The 17250-nt window shown below is 59.2% G+C and carries 15 protein-coding genes; 8 read left to right on the top strand and 7 right to left on the bottom strand.

Features of this window, described 5'->3' with window-relative positions:
- Positions 1 to 255 precede the first annotated feature (255 nt).
- Both AGR1_RS12350 and AGR1_RS12355 read right to left on the bottom strand, forming a co-directional pair.
- Positions 256 to 1182: a DMT family transporter gene (locus AGR1_RS12350; RefSeq protein WP_187772127.1), complete on the bottom strand. Its 927-nt coding sequence runs from the start codon at positions 1180 to 1182 to the stop codon at positions 256 to 258.
- A 113-nt stretch (positions 1183 to 1295) separates the two neighbouring features.
- Positions 1296 to 2177, bottom strand: coding sequence for a LysR family transcriptional regulator (locus AGR1_RS12355; protein ID WP_149147022.1), 882 nt, complete (start codon positions 2175 to 2177; stop codon positions 1296 to 1298).
- Positions 2178 to 2283: 106 nt separating this feature from the next.
- On the opposite strand from AGR1_RS12355, the gene AGR1_RS12360 reads away from it, so the two are divergent.
- Entirely contained in the window at positions 2284 to 3780 is a 1497-nt protein-coding gene (locus tag AGR1_RS12360; RefSeq protein ID WP_149147023.1) for a CoA-acylating methylmalonate-semialdehyde dehydrogenase, read from the top strand.
- Between the two features lie 73 nt (positions 3781 to 3853).
- Here the strand turns inward: AGR1_RS12360 and AGR1_RS12365 are convergent, their stop codons facing one another.
- Positions 3854 to 4903 carry a Fe(3+) ABC transporter substrate-binding protein gene (locus AGR1_RS12365; RefSeq protein WP_246669640.1) on the bottom strand — a complete coding sequence of 350 codons (1050 nt, stop codon included), beginning with the start codon at positions 4901 to 4903 and terminating at the stop codon, positions 3854 to 3856.
- Positions 4904 to 5076: 173 nt separating this feature from the next.
- On the opposite strand from AGR1_RS12365, the gene rirA reads away from it, so the two are divergent.
- The 7 genes from rirA (at position 5077) to AGR1_RS12400 (ending at position 11350) form a co-directional block, all read left to right on the top strand.
- On the top strand, positions 5077 to 5547 hold the full coding sequence (gene rirA / locus AGR1_RS12370) for an iron-responsive transcriptional regulator RirA (RefSeq protein WP_080791722.1): 471 nt from the start codon (positions 5077 to 5079) through the stop codon (positions 5545 to 5547).
- Positions 5548 to 5716: 169 nt separating this feature from the next.
- Positions 5717 to 6763, top strand: a complete 1047-nt coding sequence (locus AGR1_RS12375; protein ID WP_080793292.1) for an AbrB family transcriptional regulator — start codon at positions 5717 to 5719, stop codon at positions 6761 to 6763.
- Positions 6764 to 6905: 142 nt separating this feature from the next.
- Positions 6906 to 7817: an ABC transporter substrate-binding protein gene (locus AGR1_RS12380; RefSeq protein ID WP_149147024.1), complete on the top strand. Its 912-nt coding sequence runs from the start codon at positions 6906 to 6908 to the stop codon at positions 7815 to 7817.
- Between the two features lie 95 nt (positions 7818 to 7912).
- Positions 7913 to 9079 (top strand): ABC transporter permease, encoded by a 1167-nt coding sequence (locus AGR1_RS12385; RefSeq protein WP_162927457.1) that lies wholly within the window; start codon positions 7913 to 7915, stop codon positions 9077 to 9079.
- On the top strand, positions 9076 to 10014 hold the full coding sequence (locus AGR1_RS12390; protein ID WP_080791734.1) for an ABC transporter ATP-binding protein: 939 nt from the start codon (positions 9076 to 9078) through the stop codon (positions 10012 to 10014). Before AGR1_RS12385 ends, AGR1_RS12390 begins: the two co-directional genes overlap by 4 nt.
- Positions 10011 to 10751, top strand: coding sequence for an ABC transporter permease (locus AGR1_RS12395; RefSeq protein WP_149147025.1), 741 nt, complete (start codon positions 10011 to 10013; stop codon positions 10749 to 10751). Before AGR1_RS12390 ends, AGR1_RS12395 begins: the two co-directional genes overlap by 4 nt.
- 110 nt (positions 10752 to 10861) lie before the next feature.
- On the top strand, positions 10862 to 11350 hold the full coding sequence (locus AGR1_RS12400) for a gluconokinase (RefSeq protein WP_162520591.1): 489 nt from the start codon (positions 10862 to 10864) through the stop codon (positions 11348 to 11350).
- Here the strand turns inward: AGR1_RS12400 and AGR1_RS12405 are convergent.
- The 4 genes from AGR1_RS12405 to AGR1_RS12420 form a co-directional block, all read right to left on the bottom strand.
- A complete protein-coding gene (locus tag AGR1_RS12405) occupies positions 11347 to 12648 on the bottom strand; it encodes an FAD-binding oxidoreductase (RefSeq protein WP_187772128.1) in 1302 nt (433 codons plus the stop codon). The two genes, AGR1_RS12400 and AGR1_RS12405, sit on opposite strands and share 4 nt — an antisense overlap.
- 1 nt (position 12649) lies before the next feature.
- A complete protein-coding gene (locus AGR1_RS12410) occupies positions 12650 to 14011 on the bottom strand; it encodes a glutamine synthetase family protein (RefSeq protein WP_187772129.1) in 1362 nt (453 codons plus the stop codon).
- A 251-nt stretch (positions 14012 to 14262) separates the two neighbouring features.
- Positions 14263 to 15510, bottom strand: a complete 1248-nt coding sequence (locus AGR1_RS12415; protein WP_149147027.1) for an FAD-binding oxidoreductase — start codon at positions 15508 to 15510, stop codon at positions 14263 to 14265.
- Between the two features lie 99 nt (positions 15511 to 15609).
- Positions 15610 to 17250, bottom strand: coding sequence for an ABC transporter ATP-binding protein (locus AGR1_RS12420; RefSeq protein WP_149147028.1), 1641 nt, complete (start codon positions 17248 to 17250; stop codon positions 15610 to 15612).

A 17250-nucleotide genomic window follows, 5' to 3' on the forward strand; every position in this document is an offset into this window, starting at 1 on the left:
GCGTTTGCGGACGGACGCGGGGCATCAGGCCGCACGCAGAAAGCACGCGCGCGAAGCACATTCAGGTTTTTCATAGTTTTTAATCCGCCGGCCAATTTTGCAGGCGGTACCGACATCACGAGAGCGCCGTAAAACTCTCGCCAGAGGGGCCCGGCACCTTTGTTTCCTCTGCCCATGCGAGACAAATCATCGCAGGACCCCTTCTTACTTCCTGAAGATCACGCCTTCGTCAAGTCCCGTGATTGTGACCAAAGATCAAACCTGCTCCGCAGCCAGTCTTTCGGCGGTTTCAAGGCGGCGCTTGAGCGTATTTTCACGAAAGAAGATGTAAAGACCAGAAAGAACGATCAGGCCCGCGCCGACGACGATACTCGTCTGCGGCACATCACCGAAGAACAGCCAGCCGAAAATCACCGCCCAGAGCAGCAGAGTATATTGCAGCGGCGCGACGGTGGCGGCATCGGCAAGTTTAAGCGCCCGGTTGACCAGCACATGCGCCGCCATGGCGACGACGCCGAGCAGGCCGAGGAAGGCCAGATCGAAACTGGACTGAACCGGCAGCCAGCCCGATGGCGTGAGGAACACCGCGACAACGCCCGCAAGTGCCGCACCAATGATCTGCCAGAAGGCGAGCACCGTATCCGGCGTATTGCGCAGCTGGCGGCCGGACAACATCATGAAGGCGAAGGCGGCACTGCCGAGTATGGAAAAGAGCGCAGCGGAAGTGAGGCTTGCCGAGCTGGGTTTGAGCGCGATGAGAACACCGACAAAACCGATGGCGATTGCCGTCCAGCGACGCCAGCCGACCTTTTCTCCGAGCAGAAACGGCGAGAGCGCCGCCACGTAAATCGGAGCCGCGAGCCAATAGGTCATGACGTCGGCCAGCGGAAGAGACGCGACCGCGAAATAGAAACAGAAAAGCTCTGCGGTGGAGAAGAAGACACGCGCCACCTGAAGGCCGGGCCGCTCGATTTTCACGAGGCCAGAAAGACCGGCTCTCCAGACGATGGGAACAAGGATGACAAGCGCTGCGGCGCTACGGATGAGGATAACCTGACCCTGGCTATAGGTAGAGACGAGCCATTTTCCCATGGCGTCGTTCAACGCGAATAGCAGCATTCCAAGCAGCATGACGGCCACGCCGAGGCCCGTCGGCGAAAGCTTTCGTATCATAGTCGACATGTCAGTTCCGATCTCCCAATGGTTGCATTGGTCGTCCAACCAGCCATCCTTTGTCAAGCCCCGAACGGCTGGCCCCACGCAATTAATAGTACTAATATATTAGCACGCCGATATCAGGTGAAGATGCGTCGCTCTTCGGCCACGAGTTCCTGGAGAAAATCGACCACCGTTCGGACCCGGACAAGTTGTCGGGCGGATTCATGATAGGCCGTCCAGTAGGATCGGCTTATGGTAAGATGGGGCATGATCCGCAGAAGCTCGGGATATTGCCCGGCGATATAATTATGCAGGATGCCGATACCGGCCCCCGACCGCACGGCCTCGGTTTGCCCGGTGGCGCTGGAAATTTCAAAAGCGGCATCCCAGTCGCGCATGATCTCGCCGGTATAGTTGAGCGACGGCGAAAAGATCAGGTCCTCCACATAGCCGATCCGCCGGTGGCGTTTCAGCGCCTCGACATCAGCAGGCGTTCCGTAGTCGGCCAGATAATCCGCCGAGGCATAGAGGCCCAACGAATAATCGGTGAGTTTCGAAAACATCAGTCTGCCCTGCTCCGGCCGCTCGATGGTGATGGCGATATCGGCCTCGCGCTGCGACAGGGAGAAGGAGCGCGGCACCGGCACGAGCTGAATTTTCAGGTCAGGATAACGGGCCGTCAGTCTGCCAAGCCTTGGCGCAAGGAAGGATACGCCGAGGCCATCGGGTGCGCCGATGCGCACCGTTCCCGCCACAGCCGTATCAACACGACCGAGATTTGCCTGGGCATTCAGCATTTCGGTCTCCATGCGCTCGGCTCCGGCAAGAAGCCGCTGGCCCTCTTCCGTCAACTCGCAGCCATTGGTGCTTCTCAAGAAGAGCTGTGTGCCGATGGCCGCTTCCAGTGCGGAAATGCGCCGGCTGAGGGTGGAATGGTTGACGCCAAGCTTTCTGGCCGCCGAAAGAAACTGGCCGCTTCGCGCGACGCTCAGAAACAACCGCACATCATCCCAGTTCACGGCGCCCTCCTTATGTCCATTTTTGCACAATGGATGCTTATTTCAGGTGATTGATTTGTGCAAATCGAAAGGTAATGCTGCACCATCATATTCTGGAGGAACACCCATGAAGGAAATCGGTCATTTTATTAACGGCAAGCATGTGCCGGGCACCAGCGGCCGCACATCGAATGTCTATAACCCGGCGACCGGCGAAGTGCAGGCGACCGTTGCGCTTGCCAGCGACGCCGAACTGCGCGCCGCCGTCGAAAGCGCCAAGGCGGCACAGCCGAAGTGGGCCGCTACCAACCCGCAGCGCCGTGCCCGCGTCTTCTTCAAATTTGTCGAACTTCTGAACCGCGACATGAACGAGCTGGCGGTGCTGCTTTCCAGCGAGCATGGCAAGACCGTCGAGGATTCCAAGGGCGACATCATCCGCGGTCTCGAAGTCTGCGAATTCGTCTGCGGCATTCCGCATCTGCAGAAGGGCGAATTCACAGAAGGCGCAGGCCCGGCCATCGACATGTATTCGATCCGTCAGCCGGTCGGTATCGGCGCGGGCATCACCCCATTCAACTTCCCCGGCATGATCCCGATGTGGATGTTCGCGCCGGCAATTGCCTGCGGCAACGCCTTCATCCTCAAGCCTTCCGAGCGCGATCCGTCGCTGCCGATCCGCCTTGCTGAACTAATGATCGAAGCCGGTCTTCCGGCCGGCATCCTGAACGTTGTCAACGGTGACAAGGGCGCCGTCGACGCCATACTGACCGATCCCGATATTGGCGCGGTCTCCTTCGTCGGTTCGACGCCGATCGCCCGCTATGTCTATGGCACGGCCGCCATGAACGGCAAGCGTGCGCAGTGCTTCGGCGGTGCGAAGAACCACATGATCATCATGCCGGATGCCGATCTCGACCAGGCGGTAAACGCGTTGATGGGCGCAGGTTACGGTTCCGCCGGCGAGCGCTGCATGGCGGTTTCCGTTGCGGTTCCAGTCGGCGAAGAAACGGCAAATCGCCTCGTTGAAAAGCTCATCCCGCAGATCGAAGCGTTGAAGATCGGCCCTTATACCGACGACAAGGCCGATATGGGTCCGCTCGTCACCAAGGAAGCGCAAACGCGCGTCAAAGGCCTGATCGACAGCGGCGTCGCACAGGGTGCGAAGCTCCTGGTCGATGGCCGCGACTTCAAGCTGCAGGGCTATGAAGACGGCTATTTCGTCGGCGGCTGCCTGTTCGACCACGTCACCCCTGACATGGACATCTACAAGACGGAGATCTTCGGACCGGTTCTGTCGGTCGTTCGTGCCAAGAATTACGAAGACGCGCTGGAACTGCCGATGAAGCATGAATATGGCAACGGTGTCGCGATCTACACCCGCGACGGCGATGCCGCCCGCGACTTCGCAAGCCGCGTCAATATCGGCATGATCGGCGTCAACGTTCCGATCCCGGTTCCGCTCGCTTACCATTCCTTCGGCGGCTGGAAAGCTTCGAGCTTCGGCGACCTCAACCAGCACGGGACGGATTCGATCAAATTCTGGACAAAGACCAAGACGATCACCTCGCGCTGGCCGTCGGGCATCAAGTCGGGTGCCGAATTCGTCATGCCGACAATGAAGTAAGCAAGTCGACAAACCTAAAAAGCCCCGCCGTGTTTTCACCGCGGGGCTTTTTGCAATCCAGTTGTCGCGAAGATCAGTTGGTCGGGCCGTCGTTGAAACCCACTTCATCAACCAGTTCGGACGCCTGCTTGCGATGGGCGGCTATGTCCGTCAGCGGCAGCTTGTCCGGATTGATGGGGCCGAAGCCCTTCACGACATCGGAGGGCTCCGCGCCGGGCAGCACCGGATATTCGAAGACCTGCCTGGCGTAAATTTCCTGCGCCTCGCGCGAAGCCAGGAATTCCATCAGCTTCAGCGCATTGTCTTTGTTGGGGGCGTATTTCGTCAGCGCCATGCCGGAAATATTCACATGTGTGCCGCGATCGCCTGCGTTGGGGAAGATCACCCGCACCGATCCGGCCCATTCCTTTTCTTCCGGCTCGCGATCATTGGTCAACATAAGGCCGACATAATAGGTGTTGCCGAGCGCGATGTCGCATTCACCGGAAAAGATCGATTTCGCCTGGCTGCGGTCGGTTCCATCAGGCTTGCGAGCGAGATTATTCTTCAGGCCCGTCAGCCATGTACGGGTATAATCGACGCCGTGATGGGCGATCATCGAGGCGATCAGCGCGATATTATAGGAATGCTGGCCGTCGCGAATGCAGATCTTGCCCTTCCATTTTGGATCGGCAAGCTCCTCATAGGTAATGTCCTTCTGGGTCACCCTTTCCTTCGACGCATAGACAACCCGGCCTCGCGTGGTGAGCCCAAACCATTCGCCCTCGGGATCGCGCAGATTGGCGGGGATATCCTTTTCGATGACGGGATCGTTGAGGACCGGCTGGGTAACCTTGCCCTCCTTCGCCTCGACGAGACGGGCAATATCGACCGTCAACAGCACATCCGCAGGTGAATTGACGCCCTCGGCCTGAATGCGTTCCACCAGCCCCTTGTCGAGAAAAAGCACATTCGCCTCTATCCCGGTTTCCTTCGTGAAAGCATCGAGCAGCGGCTGGATCAATTCAGGCTGGCGATAGGAATAGACGTTAACCTCCCCCTCTGCCAAAGCGACGGGCGCGGCGACAAGGATCGTCAGCCCTGAAAAAACGGCAGCGGAAAAGTATGATTTCAAGCTTGCCATTATGAACGCCTCCATTACATTCAGATTCTTGACTTGTTTGTTCATGAATCATCCGGACGGTCAACAAGGCTGTTCGAGAAATATCGGATGGGGACCAGTTTTTTCAGTTTCTGGAATTGTTCTAAACTGAAAAAGAGACTATATAACTCCACATTGAGAGTTAGGAGACCAGCATGCGCTTGACCAAACAGACCAACTATGCCGTTCGCATGTTGATGTATTGCGCCGCCAATGAAGGCCATCTGAGCCGCATTCCCGAGATTGCCAGGGCCTATGGTGTTTCGGAGCTGTTCCTGTTCAAAATCCTGCAGCCGCTCAACAAGGCAGGTCTGGTGGAGACCGTGCGCGGCCGCAACGGCGGCGTGCGTCTTGGCAAACCCGCCGACAAGATCAGCCTGTTCGACGTGGTGAAGGTGACCGAAGACAGTTTCGCCATGGCCGAGTGCTTTGAGGATGGTGCGGTGGAATGTCCGCTTGTAGATAGCTGCGGCCTCAACTCGGCGCTTCGCAAGGCGCTTAATGCCTTTTTTGACGTTCTGGCGGAATACTCAATCGATGATCTCGTCAAGGCGCGGCCCCAGATCAACTTCCTGCTGGGCCTGGACACGGAAATGCCGAAGGTCGCTCCCCTTCCGGCTGCCTGATCATTCCATTGTCCCATTGAGAATTGCCATAGCCCGTGCCCGATAGGCCACGGGCTTTTCTTATGTAAATAAGCAAGAAATGTAATATTTCTGGTCCTGCGTGTTGACGTCTTGAACGGAAGCGGCGCATTTGGTCGCAAGCTTTTTCAAGCAAACACTCAGCGTCGCAATGATCATCAAGCCTGAACTCCATACATTCGCGCTCACCGCGCTCGTCGGCAGCATTGGTGCGCTGCTCGCCAGTCTCATCGATATCCCAGCGCCTTTTCTTTCCGGCCCGGCGCTTGCCGTGACGATTACGGGACTGGCCGGTGTAAGGCTTGGTATTCCCGCCTTCATCCGCAACGCCTGTTTCGTCGTCGTCGGCATTTCGATGGGAACGAGCGTGACGCCGTCCGTGATCGACGCCGCAAAGACCTGGCCCCTGAGCTTCGTCGTCGTGCTCGTCGCCGTCGTCATCATGCTCTATGTAGCCTACTGGATCCTGCATTACGGCTTCGGTTACGACCGGACGACAGCGATGCTAGGCGCCTCTCCCGGTCATCTCAGCTATATCATCAGCCTCGGCGCCGAAACGAAAAGCGACCTTGCGACCGTCAGCATCGTGCAAAGCGTGCGGGTGCTGGCGCTCACGCTTTCCGTGCCGCTGATCGTCGAATATTTCGATCTTGTCAGCAGGGAACCGCTTGTGGCCAACCCGCCAATGGGCCTTTTTACGTTGGCGCTGACCATCGGTGCATCGCTTCTGACCGGCTGGCTCTTCCTGCGCTGGAAGTTTCCGGCCGCCCTGCTGCTTGGAGGTGTCGCCATTTCCATCGGCACCCACATTACCGGCCTTACCGAAGGCGGTGTTCCCACCTGGCTCAGCCTGCCCGTCTATGTGCTTATCGGCTGCCTGATCGGCACGCGCTTTTCGAATGTCTCATTGATGGACGTGCGGAAAGGCTTTCTGGCGGGCTTCGTCGTCACCATCGCCGTGATGGTTATAGCTGGCAGCATTGCCTGGATGATTTCCGGTGTGACCGGCGTTCCTCTCAATGCCGTCATGATCGCCTATTCGCCGGGCGGTCTGGAAACCATGGCGGCGATGGCGGTGATGATGCATGCCGATACCGCCTATGTCGGTTCCCATCACGTCATCAGGCTCTTGTTTCTGTCCGTTCTCATGCCGCTCGTCATGGGCAGGGATGCGCGCAAGCGTGACGGCGAAACCTGACTATCGGCGTCCAGCCGGAGCCATCGACGCAAAAAAAAGCAGATGGCATGCAACCATTTTTCCGTCCGGCTGTTTATGTTGGGCCGCAATTGCGGCGGCGATCTTTCGCCTGTTCGCAGACTGACCCACCGGAGGAACATTCATGAACCGCTTGATGACGTTGACGGGCGCCGGACTTGCGCTTGCCCTTTCTGTTTCCATCGCGCAGGCGCAGGTGGTCGTGTCGTCTAAGATCGACACGGAAGGCGGTGTTCTCGGAAACATCATCCTCGCCGTCCTCAATCAGAACAAGATCGAAACGACGGATCGCATCCAGCTCGGCGCGACGCCGGTTGTGCGAAAAGCGATCACAGCCGGCGAGATCGACATCTATCCGGAATATACCGGCAACGCCGCCTTCTTTTTCTCCAAGGCGGACGATCCGCTCTGGAAAGATGCAGCCAAGGCCTATGAAGAAGCAAAAACACTCGACTTCGACGCCAACAAGATCGTCTGGCTGACACCATCGCCGGCCAACAACACCTGGGCTATTGCGCTGCGCAAGGATGTCGCCGACAAGAACAATCTCAAGACGCTTTCCGACTTCGGCAAATATGTTGCCGATGGTGGCGAGGTGGTTCTTGCCGCTTCTTCCGAATTCGTCAATTCCGCCGCTGCGCTGCCTGCATTTCAGAGCACCTATGGCTTCACCATGAAGTCTGACCAGTTGATCACGCTTTCCGGCGGCGACACTGCGGCCACGATCGCCGCCGCCGCCAACCAGACGAACAACGCCAATGCCGCCATGGTCTATGGCACGGATGGCGGCATCGCGCCTTCAGGTCTCGTGGTGCTGGAGGACGACAAACATGTGCAGCCGGTCTATCAGCCAGCGCCGATCATTCGCGAAGAGGTTTTGAAAAAGCACCCGAATATCGAAGAGCTGCTGAAACCAGTGTTCGAAAAGCTCGACCTGGCGACGCTGCAGGATTTGAACGCCCGCGTGCAGGTGGGCGGTGAACAGGCCAAGACCGTGGCGCTGGACTTCCTGACAAAGAACGGTTTCGTCAAGTAACCGCTCGCGACGCGGGAGCGGGTTGCGGAAGCCGGTACGTTCCCATGATCCGGTCCGAATCCAGAGTAGGCGAGACAAAAGGCAGGGAGCAGGATTTGACGAAGTGGCCTGACAAAGTTGGCGTGGTGATTTCGTCCCTGCTTCTTTATGCGCTTTTTGCGTTGCCTTTCATGACATTGCGTGCCAACCGGATCGTTCAGGGCGAGACACGCACGGTCTTCGAAGCGCTTCCGGGTTCAGCTGCAACTCTTCTCGTCACCATCGTTCTTGTTTCAGTCTTCATCGCCTTTTTCCGCTTTCCCACGCGATTGAAACTCGCAGTCGCGCTGGTCGGTCTTGCGGCACTGGCGGTTTTCATCGGGCAGGCAGCATCTTTTCTCACGCCAGAGGGTAACAGTTTTGCCCGTGTTTCACCCGCCAGCGGCTTCTGGTTGATGTTTGCCGGTCTGGCTCTGCTCGCTACGGATTGTATTGCGCGTCTTGAACCGAAGCCCGCTGCCCGAATTTTGTTGCTGCTGGCGGCCATTGCCGCACTCGCGGCCGTGCTGACAAGCGGCCTCTGGAACGACCTCTCCATCATCAAGGAATATACCGGCCGGGCCGATACGTTCTGGACCGAGGCTTTGCGGCACGTGGAACTTGCCATAGGCTCGCTGATCGCGGCGACCGTAGTGGGTATTCCCCTGGGGATACTCTGTTACAGGGTCGAGTGGTTGCGCGCGGGTGTACTGAATGGCCTCAATATCGTCCAGACCATCCCTTCCATCGCCCTTTTCGGCCTTTTGATCGCCCCGCTGGGGTGGATCGCTGCCACTGTGCCGGGTGCGGCGAAGATCGGTATTGCCGGCATCGGCATGGCGCCCGCCTTCGTGGCGCTGTTTCTCTATTCGCTGCTGCCGGTCGTTTCCAACACGGTGGTCGGTCTTTCCGGCGTTTCGCAGGCGGTCCGGGAAGCGGCGCGCGGGCTTGGTATGACGCCGGTGCAACGGCTGCTGCAGGTGGAATTTCCGCTGGCCATGCCGGTCATCCTCACCGGCATCCGCATCGTACTGGTGCAGAATATCGGCCTGGCGACGATCGCCGCCCTGATCGGCGGCGGCGGTTTTGGGGTTTTCGTATTTCAGGGCATCGGGCAGACAGCGATGGACCTCGTGCTGCTCGGCACCGTACCGACCGTCCTTCTCGGCTTTGCCGCAGCAATAACACTCGACGCCCTCATCGACAGCAATCTCTTCAGCGCAGGCGGAAGGCAAAAGGCATGATCGAAATCGACACCATCACGAAACGATATGGCGATGCAGCCGTCGTGGATCAGGTATCGTTGACTGTCGCGCCGCGCACCGTCACCGTCATCGTCGGCACCTCCGGCTCGGGAAAAACCACCCTGCTGCGCATGATAAACCGGCTGGTGGAGCCCACCTCCGGCACGATCCGTATCGACGGTGAGGATGTCAGCGCCATACCCGGCTTTAAGCTGCGCCGCCAGATCGGCTACGCCATTCAGGGCCATGGCCTTTTTCCGCACCGGACGGTGGCCGAAAATATTGCGACCGTTCCGCAGTTGATCGGCTGGGATCGCAAGCGGATCGATGCGAAGATCGACGCGCTGATGTATCTCTTCCAGCTTGATCCCGCGCTTTATGCCGACCGTTTCCCGCATGAACTCTCAGGCGGTCAGCAGCAGCGTGTCGGCGTAGCGCGTGCGCTGGCCGCCGAGCCGAACATTCTCCTGATGGACGAACCCTTCGGCGCACTTGACCCGGTGATCCGCGCCAAGGCCCAGAACGATCTTCTCGATATCCAGAAAAAGCTCGGCGTGACCGTCGTTCTCGTCACACACGATATGGACGAGGCTTTTCATTTGGCGGATCGTATCGCCGTGATGGACAAAGGCCGTATCGTCCAAGACTGCCCCCCGGCCGAACTGGTGCTGAAACCGGCGACGGATTTCGTGCGGACCATGATCGGCGAAAACGAACGGGCGCTGAAACTGCTGTCCGTTCTCTCCGTTGCCGATGTCGTGGAGCCGGGAAATGCTAAGGGCGAACCGCTCACCGAACATACAAGCCAGCGCGACGCCCTGTCGGCGATGTTATGGGCGGGCTGCGATGCCTTGCCAGTCGTCAGGGACGATGGGCAACCCGCCGGCCGGGTGCGGCGTGACGTTCTCCTCCAGCGCGCCGCCGGAGCCCTATGAAAAACGCATTGTCCTTCTTTGCTCTCGGGCTACTGCTACTGGTGCTGATCATCTTTCTGGCAGCGCCGCAGGTCTTCGCACCGGTGTTCCGCCCTCTCGTGCAGGCCAATGCACCCGCAATCTACACGCAGGCCAATCTGCTTTCCCTCACCCTGTCGCATCTAACTATCGTGGCGATTGCCACGGGCCTGGCCACGCTCACGGCGGGGGCCCTTGCGGTCCTCGTCACCCGGCCTTTCGGGGCGGATTTCCTGCCGCTGTCGCGCAGCATCGTCAATATCGGCCAGACCTTTCCGCCCGTGGCGGTGCTGGCGCTGGCCGTGCCGCTGATCGGTTTTGGCGAAAAACCAACGCTCATTGCCCTGTTTCTCTACGCGCTTTTGCCGGTATTCGAAAATTCGCTGACGGGTCTTACGACCCTGCCCGCCGCGGTGATGGACGCCGCGAGAGGAAGCGGCATGACCGGCTGGCAACGCCTTGTCAAAGTGGAGTTGCCCCTTGCCCTTCCAGCCATTCTCGCCGGCATCCGGCTTTCGGCGGTCATCAGCCTTTCGACCGCGACCATCGGCTCGACAGTCGCGGCGCGCACCCTCGGCGAAGTGATCATTGCCGGCCTGCAATCCAACAATCTCGCCTTCATTCTTCAGGGCGGGCTGATCGTTGCGGCGCTGGCGATCCTGATTCACGCAGTCTTTTCCGCCATGGAAAAGACTGCGGCGCGCAAAACCGGGCACTGACACAGGCAAGCCCCCCGCATTTTTATATTCCGGATGCCTGCCGCACATGATAGGGGCTGACGGTCGAAACAGAAACATTCGAGGTGCGGGTGACACAGGCAATTGTCGTGATGGGAGTGAGCGGCTCCGGCAAGTCCACAGTCGCGGAAGCAGTGGCGGAGAAACTGGGCATTGCCTTCATAGAGGGCGACAAGCTGCACCCGAAATCCAATGTCGAAAAAATGTCCGAAGGTATTCCGCTGACGGACGAAGACCGTTGGCCCTGGCTCGATCTGATCGGCGCGGAACTGCGCAAGGGCAGCGAAAGCGACGGTGTCGTCGTTTCCTGCTCGGCGCTTAAGAAAATCTATCGCGACCGCCTTCGCAAGGCCACCGGCGGCCCGCTGGCTTTCGTTTATCTGGATGGCAGCCTGGAGCTTCTCAGCCGGCGCATGGGTGAGCGCAAGGGCCATTTCATGCCGCTTTCGCTGCTGCAGACCCAGCTTGCCACGCTGGAAGTGCCGACCGGCGAACCGGGCGTCGTGACCGTCAGCATCGATGCCACACCGGAGGATATTGCGAATAACGCACTTTCCGGTTTGAAGACGGTAACGTTCTAAAATCCGAGCCTGTCGCGCAGGCCGTACCACCATGCGCCAAGCACGGTCAGCGGCACCCGGAAGGTCTTGCCGCCTGGGAACGGATAGTTCGGCAGCGAGCTCCAGACATCGAAACGTTCGGCGTGGCCGGCAACGGCCTCGCCCAATATCTTGCCGAGCAGATGGGTTGTCGTAACACCGTGGCCGCTATCGCCATGCGAAAAATAGATATTGTCTGACAGCCTGCCCATATGCGGGATGCGCGTGAGCGTCAGCGCAAAATTGCCGCTCCAGGCAAAGTCGATCTTCGTCTTTTCCAGTTGCGGAAAGGTCTTCAGCATATTCGGCCGGATCACACCCGTCAGATCGGCTGGATCGCTGCCGCCATAGCCGATGCCGCCGCCATAGAGCAGGCGATTGTCGGAGGTGCGGCGGTAATAATCGAGAATGTAATTGGCGTCCTCGACGCAATAATTGGCGGGCAGAAGCTCCTCGATCAAATCGGCATCAAGCGGCTCCGTCGCCATGACCTGGCTTGAGACCGGCATCATCCGCTCGCCGATTTCCGGCAGCAAAGTGCCAAGATAGGCGTTGCCGCAGACGAGAACATATTTCGCCTTCACGCTGCCCGTTGCCGTGCGCACGATGGGATTGACGCCCTGCTCCACCGCGATGACACGCGAATTTTCGAATATGCGGGCTCCAAGGCTTTCGGCAGCCGCCGCCTCGCCCTGCACCAGATTGAGCGGGTGGATATGGCCACCGAAGCGGTCGATCATGCCGCCAGCATAACGGTCGGTCTTCACATAGTGGCCGACATCCGCCCTGGAGACCATTTCGAGGCCGCCATGACCGTGTTTTTCCCAATGGGCTTTGTGAGCTTCCATCTCGCGGATTTGTTTCGGTGTGAAGGCGGCAAAGAAACCGCCATCGACGAGATCGCAATCGATGGCGTAGTTGGCGATGCGGTTGCGGATGATCGCACCGCCTTCAAGCGACATTTCGCCGAGTTTCACCGCCTTGTCATGCCCGTAGCGACCGGCAATGGTTTCGAGATCGCGGCTATAGCCGTTGACGATCTGGCCGCCATTGCGGCCTGAAGCACCGAAGCCGACGCGGACGCCTTCCAGAACAATGACGGAATAACCACGTTCACTGAGTTCCAGCGCGGCGGAAATGCCGGTGAAGCCACCGCCGATGATGCAGACATCGGTGTCCAGCGCGCCTTCGAGTGTCGGCCGCACGGTTTTGACATTGGCGGAGGCCGCATACCATGACGATGTGTGGCCGGGATTGGGAATGTTCGTTACCTCAGCCATTTCACACCGTCCTGATATAGGCGTCATATTCGACGTCGGTTACACGCAGGGAAAATTCGGAAAGCTCCTGCTGTTTGCAGGCGGAAAACAGCGTGCGGTACTTCTGGCCGAGCGTCGCATAGGCAAAGCTCGAGCGCGTGAAGCGCTGCAACGCGTAGTCCCAGTTGGTGGGCAGCGGCTCGTGATTGATCGCGTGGCTGTCGCCGGCAATTGCACCGCCCGGCTGGCGCTTCTCCTTCATGCCTGCCAATGCGGCGCTCAGGATCATCGCGACAACGAGATAGGGGTTGGTATCAGCGCCCGCGACCCGATGTTCGATGCGCGTCGCCGCCTTGCTGGCGACGATGACTCGAACCGCTGCCGAGCGGTTGTCGATGCCCCAGGAGGCGTAGGTCGGCGCATGTTCGCTGGGTGTCAGGCGGCGATAGGAATTGGCATGGGGAGCGAAGATCGCCATGCTTTCACCCATGTTTTCCAAGAGGCCGCCGACCGAATGCATCAACGCATCGGACGGCCCATCTTCCCCGGCGTAGATATTCCTGCCGTCCCTGTCGAGAACGGAAAAATGCACGTGCATGCCGTTGCCGGCCTGCAACCCGTAGGGCTTGGCCATGAAGGTGGCGTCAAGGTCATGCCGCCGCGCCACGCCCTTGACGATGCGTTTCAGGAAGACGGCGAAATCGGCCGCCTGCAATGCATCCGGCACATGGTTGAGGTTGATCTCATATTGCCCGGGGCCGTTTTCCCGCAGCGTCGTATCGGCAAGGACGCCCTGTGCGCGGCAGGCCGTGGCAATATCATGGAAAACATCCTCGAAATCCTGCAATTCGGAAATCGACAGAACCTGTGTCTGGCCCGTGTGCCATCGGCCCTCGCGGCTGCGCGGCGGGCGGACTGGATCGAGCGCGGAGCGGACAGGATCGATCAGGTAAAATTCAAGTTCGGTCGCCACGACCGGCGTGAGGCCCGCCTTTTTATAGGCGCTCAGAACCTGCGCCAGAACATGGCGCGGATCGCCATAAAAGCCGGTCCCATCCGGATTTTTCATTGCCAGCAGAACCTGTGCCGTCGGGCGGCCAAGCCATGTCACCCGCGACAGCGTGCCTGGAACGGGGAAACAAAAACCGTCCGGATCGCCCGTGCCTTCCGCAAGACCTGCGGCATGCACATCCCGACCCCAGATATCCAGCGCATAGACCGAGCGGGGAATAGCCATTCCCTTTTCAAGAACGTCGATTGCCCGTTCGCGCGGAATCCACTTGCCGCGCGGCACGCCGTTCGCATCTATGACGAAAGCTTCGAGAATTTCGATATCGGGATTATCGGCGAAAAATTTCTTTGCGTTTTCAATATCATCCATCATGCACCAGCAAGCCGTTTCCATCTCGTTTCATGCGCAGCGAGTTGCGCTAACGAAAGTCGTCCTGCTGCTGATAGATGAGAAACCTCGCCACCATGATGACGTTTTGCCCCTTTTCCCTTTAGATCGTCACATGATCTAAATTATAGTTAGAACGGGATTTCAGGCGAAAACCGCTCACACTTTTCGCCATCCCGCTCCAGCACGCGACCATGTTACGTGGCCTGTCCCCGGAAGGCCAGCGGATTTAGCTATCAGGGATTGAACCTTTCCGGGCGATAGGCGTCGATGGCGATAACCGGCGTTTCGCCAAGCATGGTTTCCGCCAGCACACGGCCGGTGATCGGCCCAAGTGTAAGGCCATGGTGGGCGTGGCCGAAAGCAAACCACAATGTTTTATGGCGCGGCGCTTTACCGATGATCGGCATCATATCCGGCGTACAGGGCCGCGCACCCATCCACGGTTCCGCATCCAGCCTGCCGCCGAGAGGAAAGACGGTACGCGCCACCCGCTCCGCCCGCTCTATCTGCACGGGAGATTTCGGTGCATCGCGTTCGGCGAATTCCGCGCCCGTCGTCAGGCGGATACCCTTTCGCATCGGCGCGAGGAAATAACCGCGCTCGGCGTCGATCAGCCAGTTATTGAGCTTCGCGCCCTCCTGCGGCGCATAATGCATGTGGTAACCACGTTTCACGCCAAGTGGAAAGCGGTAACCCAGCCGTTCCGTAACTGTATCCGCCCAAGGGCCTAGCGCCACCACAGCATGTTCGGCCTCGACCGCGCCGGTTTCGGTGCGCACCGTCCACCCGCTCACCGTCTGGCTAAGGGTGGAGGCATCACCGCGGACGAAACTTCCGCCAAGGCTCTCGAACAGCCGGACATAAGCAAGCGTCAGCGCATGCGGATCACGTACCGACCAGGGATCGTTCCATTTCAGGCCGCCGACGAAATCATGGCTGAGATGCGGTTCGGCTGCGGCAAGCTCCTCGGCGTCGAGTTTCGTATGGGAAATACCGTGGTCGCGCGCCAGACGCTCGGCGAAAGCAAAATCTGCATCCCGCCTTACGGCGGTCCTGTAGGCCTCCATCCAGCCGTTCTTGACGATCAGATCACCGGCTTTCGCTTCCTCGATCAGGATGTTGTGTTCCGAAACCGAATGCTCGATCAGCGGCGCATAGGCGCGGGCAATTACCGCGTGGCGCGAGGCTGCGGAATTGTACCAGTAGCGACCAAGAAAAGGCGCGATCTTCGGCAGTGCGGAGAGGTGATAGCGGGCATCGATGCTGTTGTTCAAGGAATAGCGCAGCAAAAGGGCGAGATCCTGCGGGAAGGCATAAGGTACGACGCCTTCTCTCTGGATCAGCCCGGCATTGCCGAAGGAGGTCTCCTCACCCGGTCCGCGCCGGTCGACCAGCACCACCGACCTGCCCCTGCGGGCCAGTTGCAGGGCGATGGAGACCCCGATGATCCCCGCACCCAAAACGATCACATCCGCTGCCATGGCAATCAATCCGTTTCCGCGTCACTGCCCCTCAACATGGGTCGGCATTTTCCGCGAAGCAACAGAAAAATCATCGTCTTAATGGAAAGGTGATGCGTCTTACTGGCTGACCGCTTTCGTTTTCACCGCCTCAATTTTGAAGGCGGCAGCCAGCAGCGCTTTGGTGTAGTCCTGCTGCGGATTGGCGAAAATCTCCGCCGCCGGGCCGCTCTCCACCACCTTGCCGTGGCGCATGACGATCAGGTCGTTGGCGAGCGCCTTCACCACTTTCAGATCGTGGCTGATGAAGAGATAAGCGAGTTCGTGCTTCGACTGCAGATCGCGCAGCAGATCGACCACCTGCGCCTGCACGCTCATGTCGAGCGCGGATGTCGGCTCGTCCAGCATGACGAAACGCGGTTTCAGCACCATGGCGCGGGCAATGGCGATGCGCTGGCGCTGGCCGCCGGAAAATTCATGCGGATACCGCCAGCGGGTGGCCGGATCGAGACCGACCTCTTCCAGCGCTGTGGCGACACGCATATCGCGCTCATCGGCAGACAGAGACCGTTCATGCACCTTCAAGCCCTCGGCGACGATCTCGCCTACCGACATGCGCGGGCTGAGCGACCCATAAGGATCCTGAAACACCACCTGCAAACGGTTTCTGAGCGGCTTCATCATTTCATAGGAATAGTGGTCGATCGACTGGCCGATGAAGCTGATACGACCCTCAGATGCGATCAACCGCGAGAGCGCCAGCCCGAGCGTCGTCTTGCCGGAGCCGGATTCGCCCACAACGCCCACAGTCTGCCCGGCGCGAAGGGTGATATCGATGCCGTCCACCGCCTTCACATGATCCACCACCCGGCGCATCAGCCCCGCCTTGATGGGGAACCAGACCTTGATATCGCCACCCTGCATGACCACCGGTTTGGTTGCGTCAGAATGGGGAGGCTCGCCCTTTGGCTCTGCCGCCAGGAGATGGCGCGTATAGGCGTGTTGCGGATCGGTAAACACCTGCTCCACCGTACCGGTCTCGACGATCTTGCCCTTGGTCATGACGCAGACGCGATCGGCAAATTTGCGGACGATGCCGAGATCGTGGGTGATGAACAGCATGGACATGCCGTGCTGCCTTTTCAGATCGCCGAGTAGTTCCAGGATTTGCGCCTGCACCGTCACGTCGAGCGCGGTGGTCGGCTCGTCGGCGATCAGCAGTTTTGGCCGGTTGGCAAGCGCCATGGCGATCATTACACGTTGCCGCTGGCCGCCGGACAATTCGTGCGGATAGGCCTTCAGGCGCTTTTCCGGTTCACGTATGCCAACCTGCAGCAACAGTTCCAGGGTGCGCGACCGCGCCTCCGCCCCGGTAATTGCCTGATGCAGTTCCAGAATCTCGCCGATCTGCCGTTCAATGGTGTGGAGCGGGTTGAGCGAGGTCATCGGCTCCTGAAAAATCATGGTGACGTCGTTGCCGCGGACCGCGCGCAGGGAGCGTTCCGGCAAAGTCAGCATATCCTTGCCGTCGAACAGGATTTTTCCCGAAGGATGGCTCGCTGCCGGATAGGGCAGCAATTTGAGAATGGAATTTGCCGTGACCGATTTGCCGGAACCGGACTCGCCGACGAGGGCGACGACCTCGCCCGGCATCAGATCGAAAGAGACATGATCGACGGCGATGCTCGTCGCGCCGCCCTGATGGAAGGCGACGGAGAGATCACGGACGGAGAGAAGCGGCTGGATATTTGTTTCCGTCAT

Origin of the sequence: Agrobacterium sp. B1(2019) (genome assembly GCF_008274755.1) — a bacterium.
GTDB lineage: Bacteria > Pseudomonadota > Alphaproteobacteria > Rhizobiales > Rhizobiaceae > Agrobacterium > Agrobacterium salinitolerans.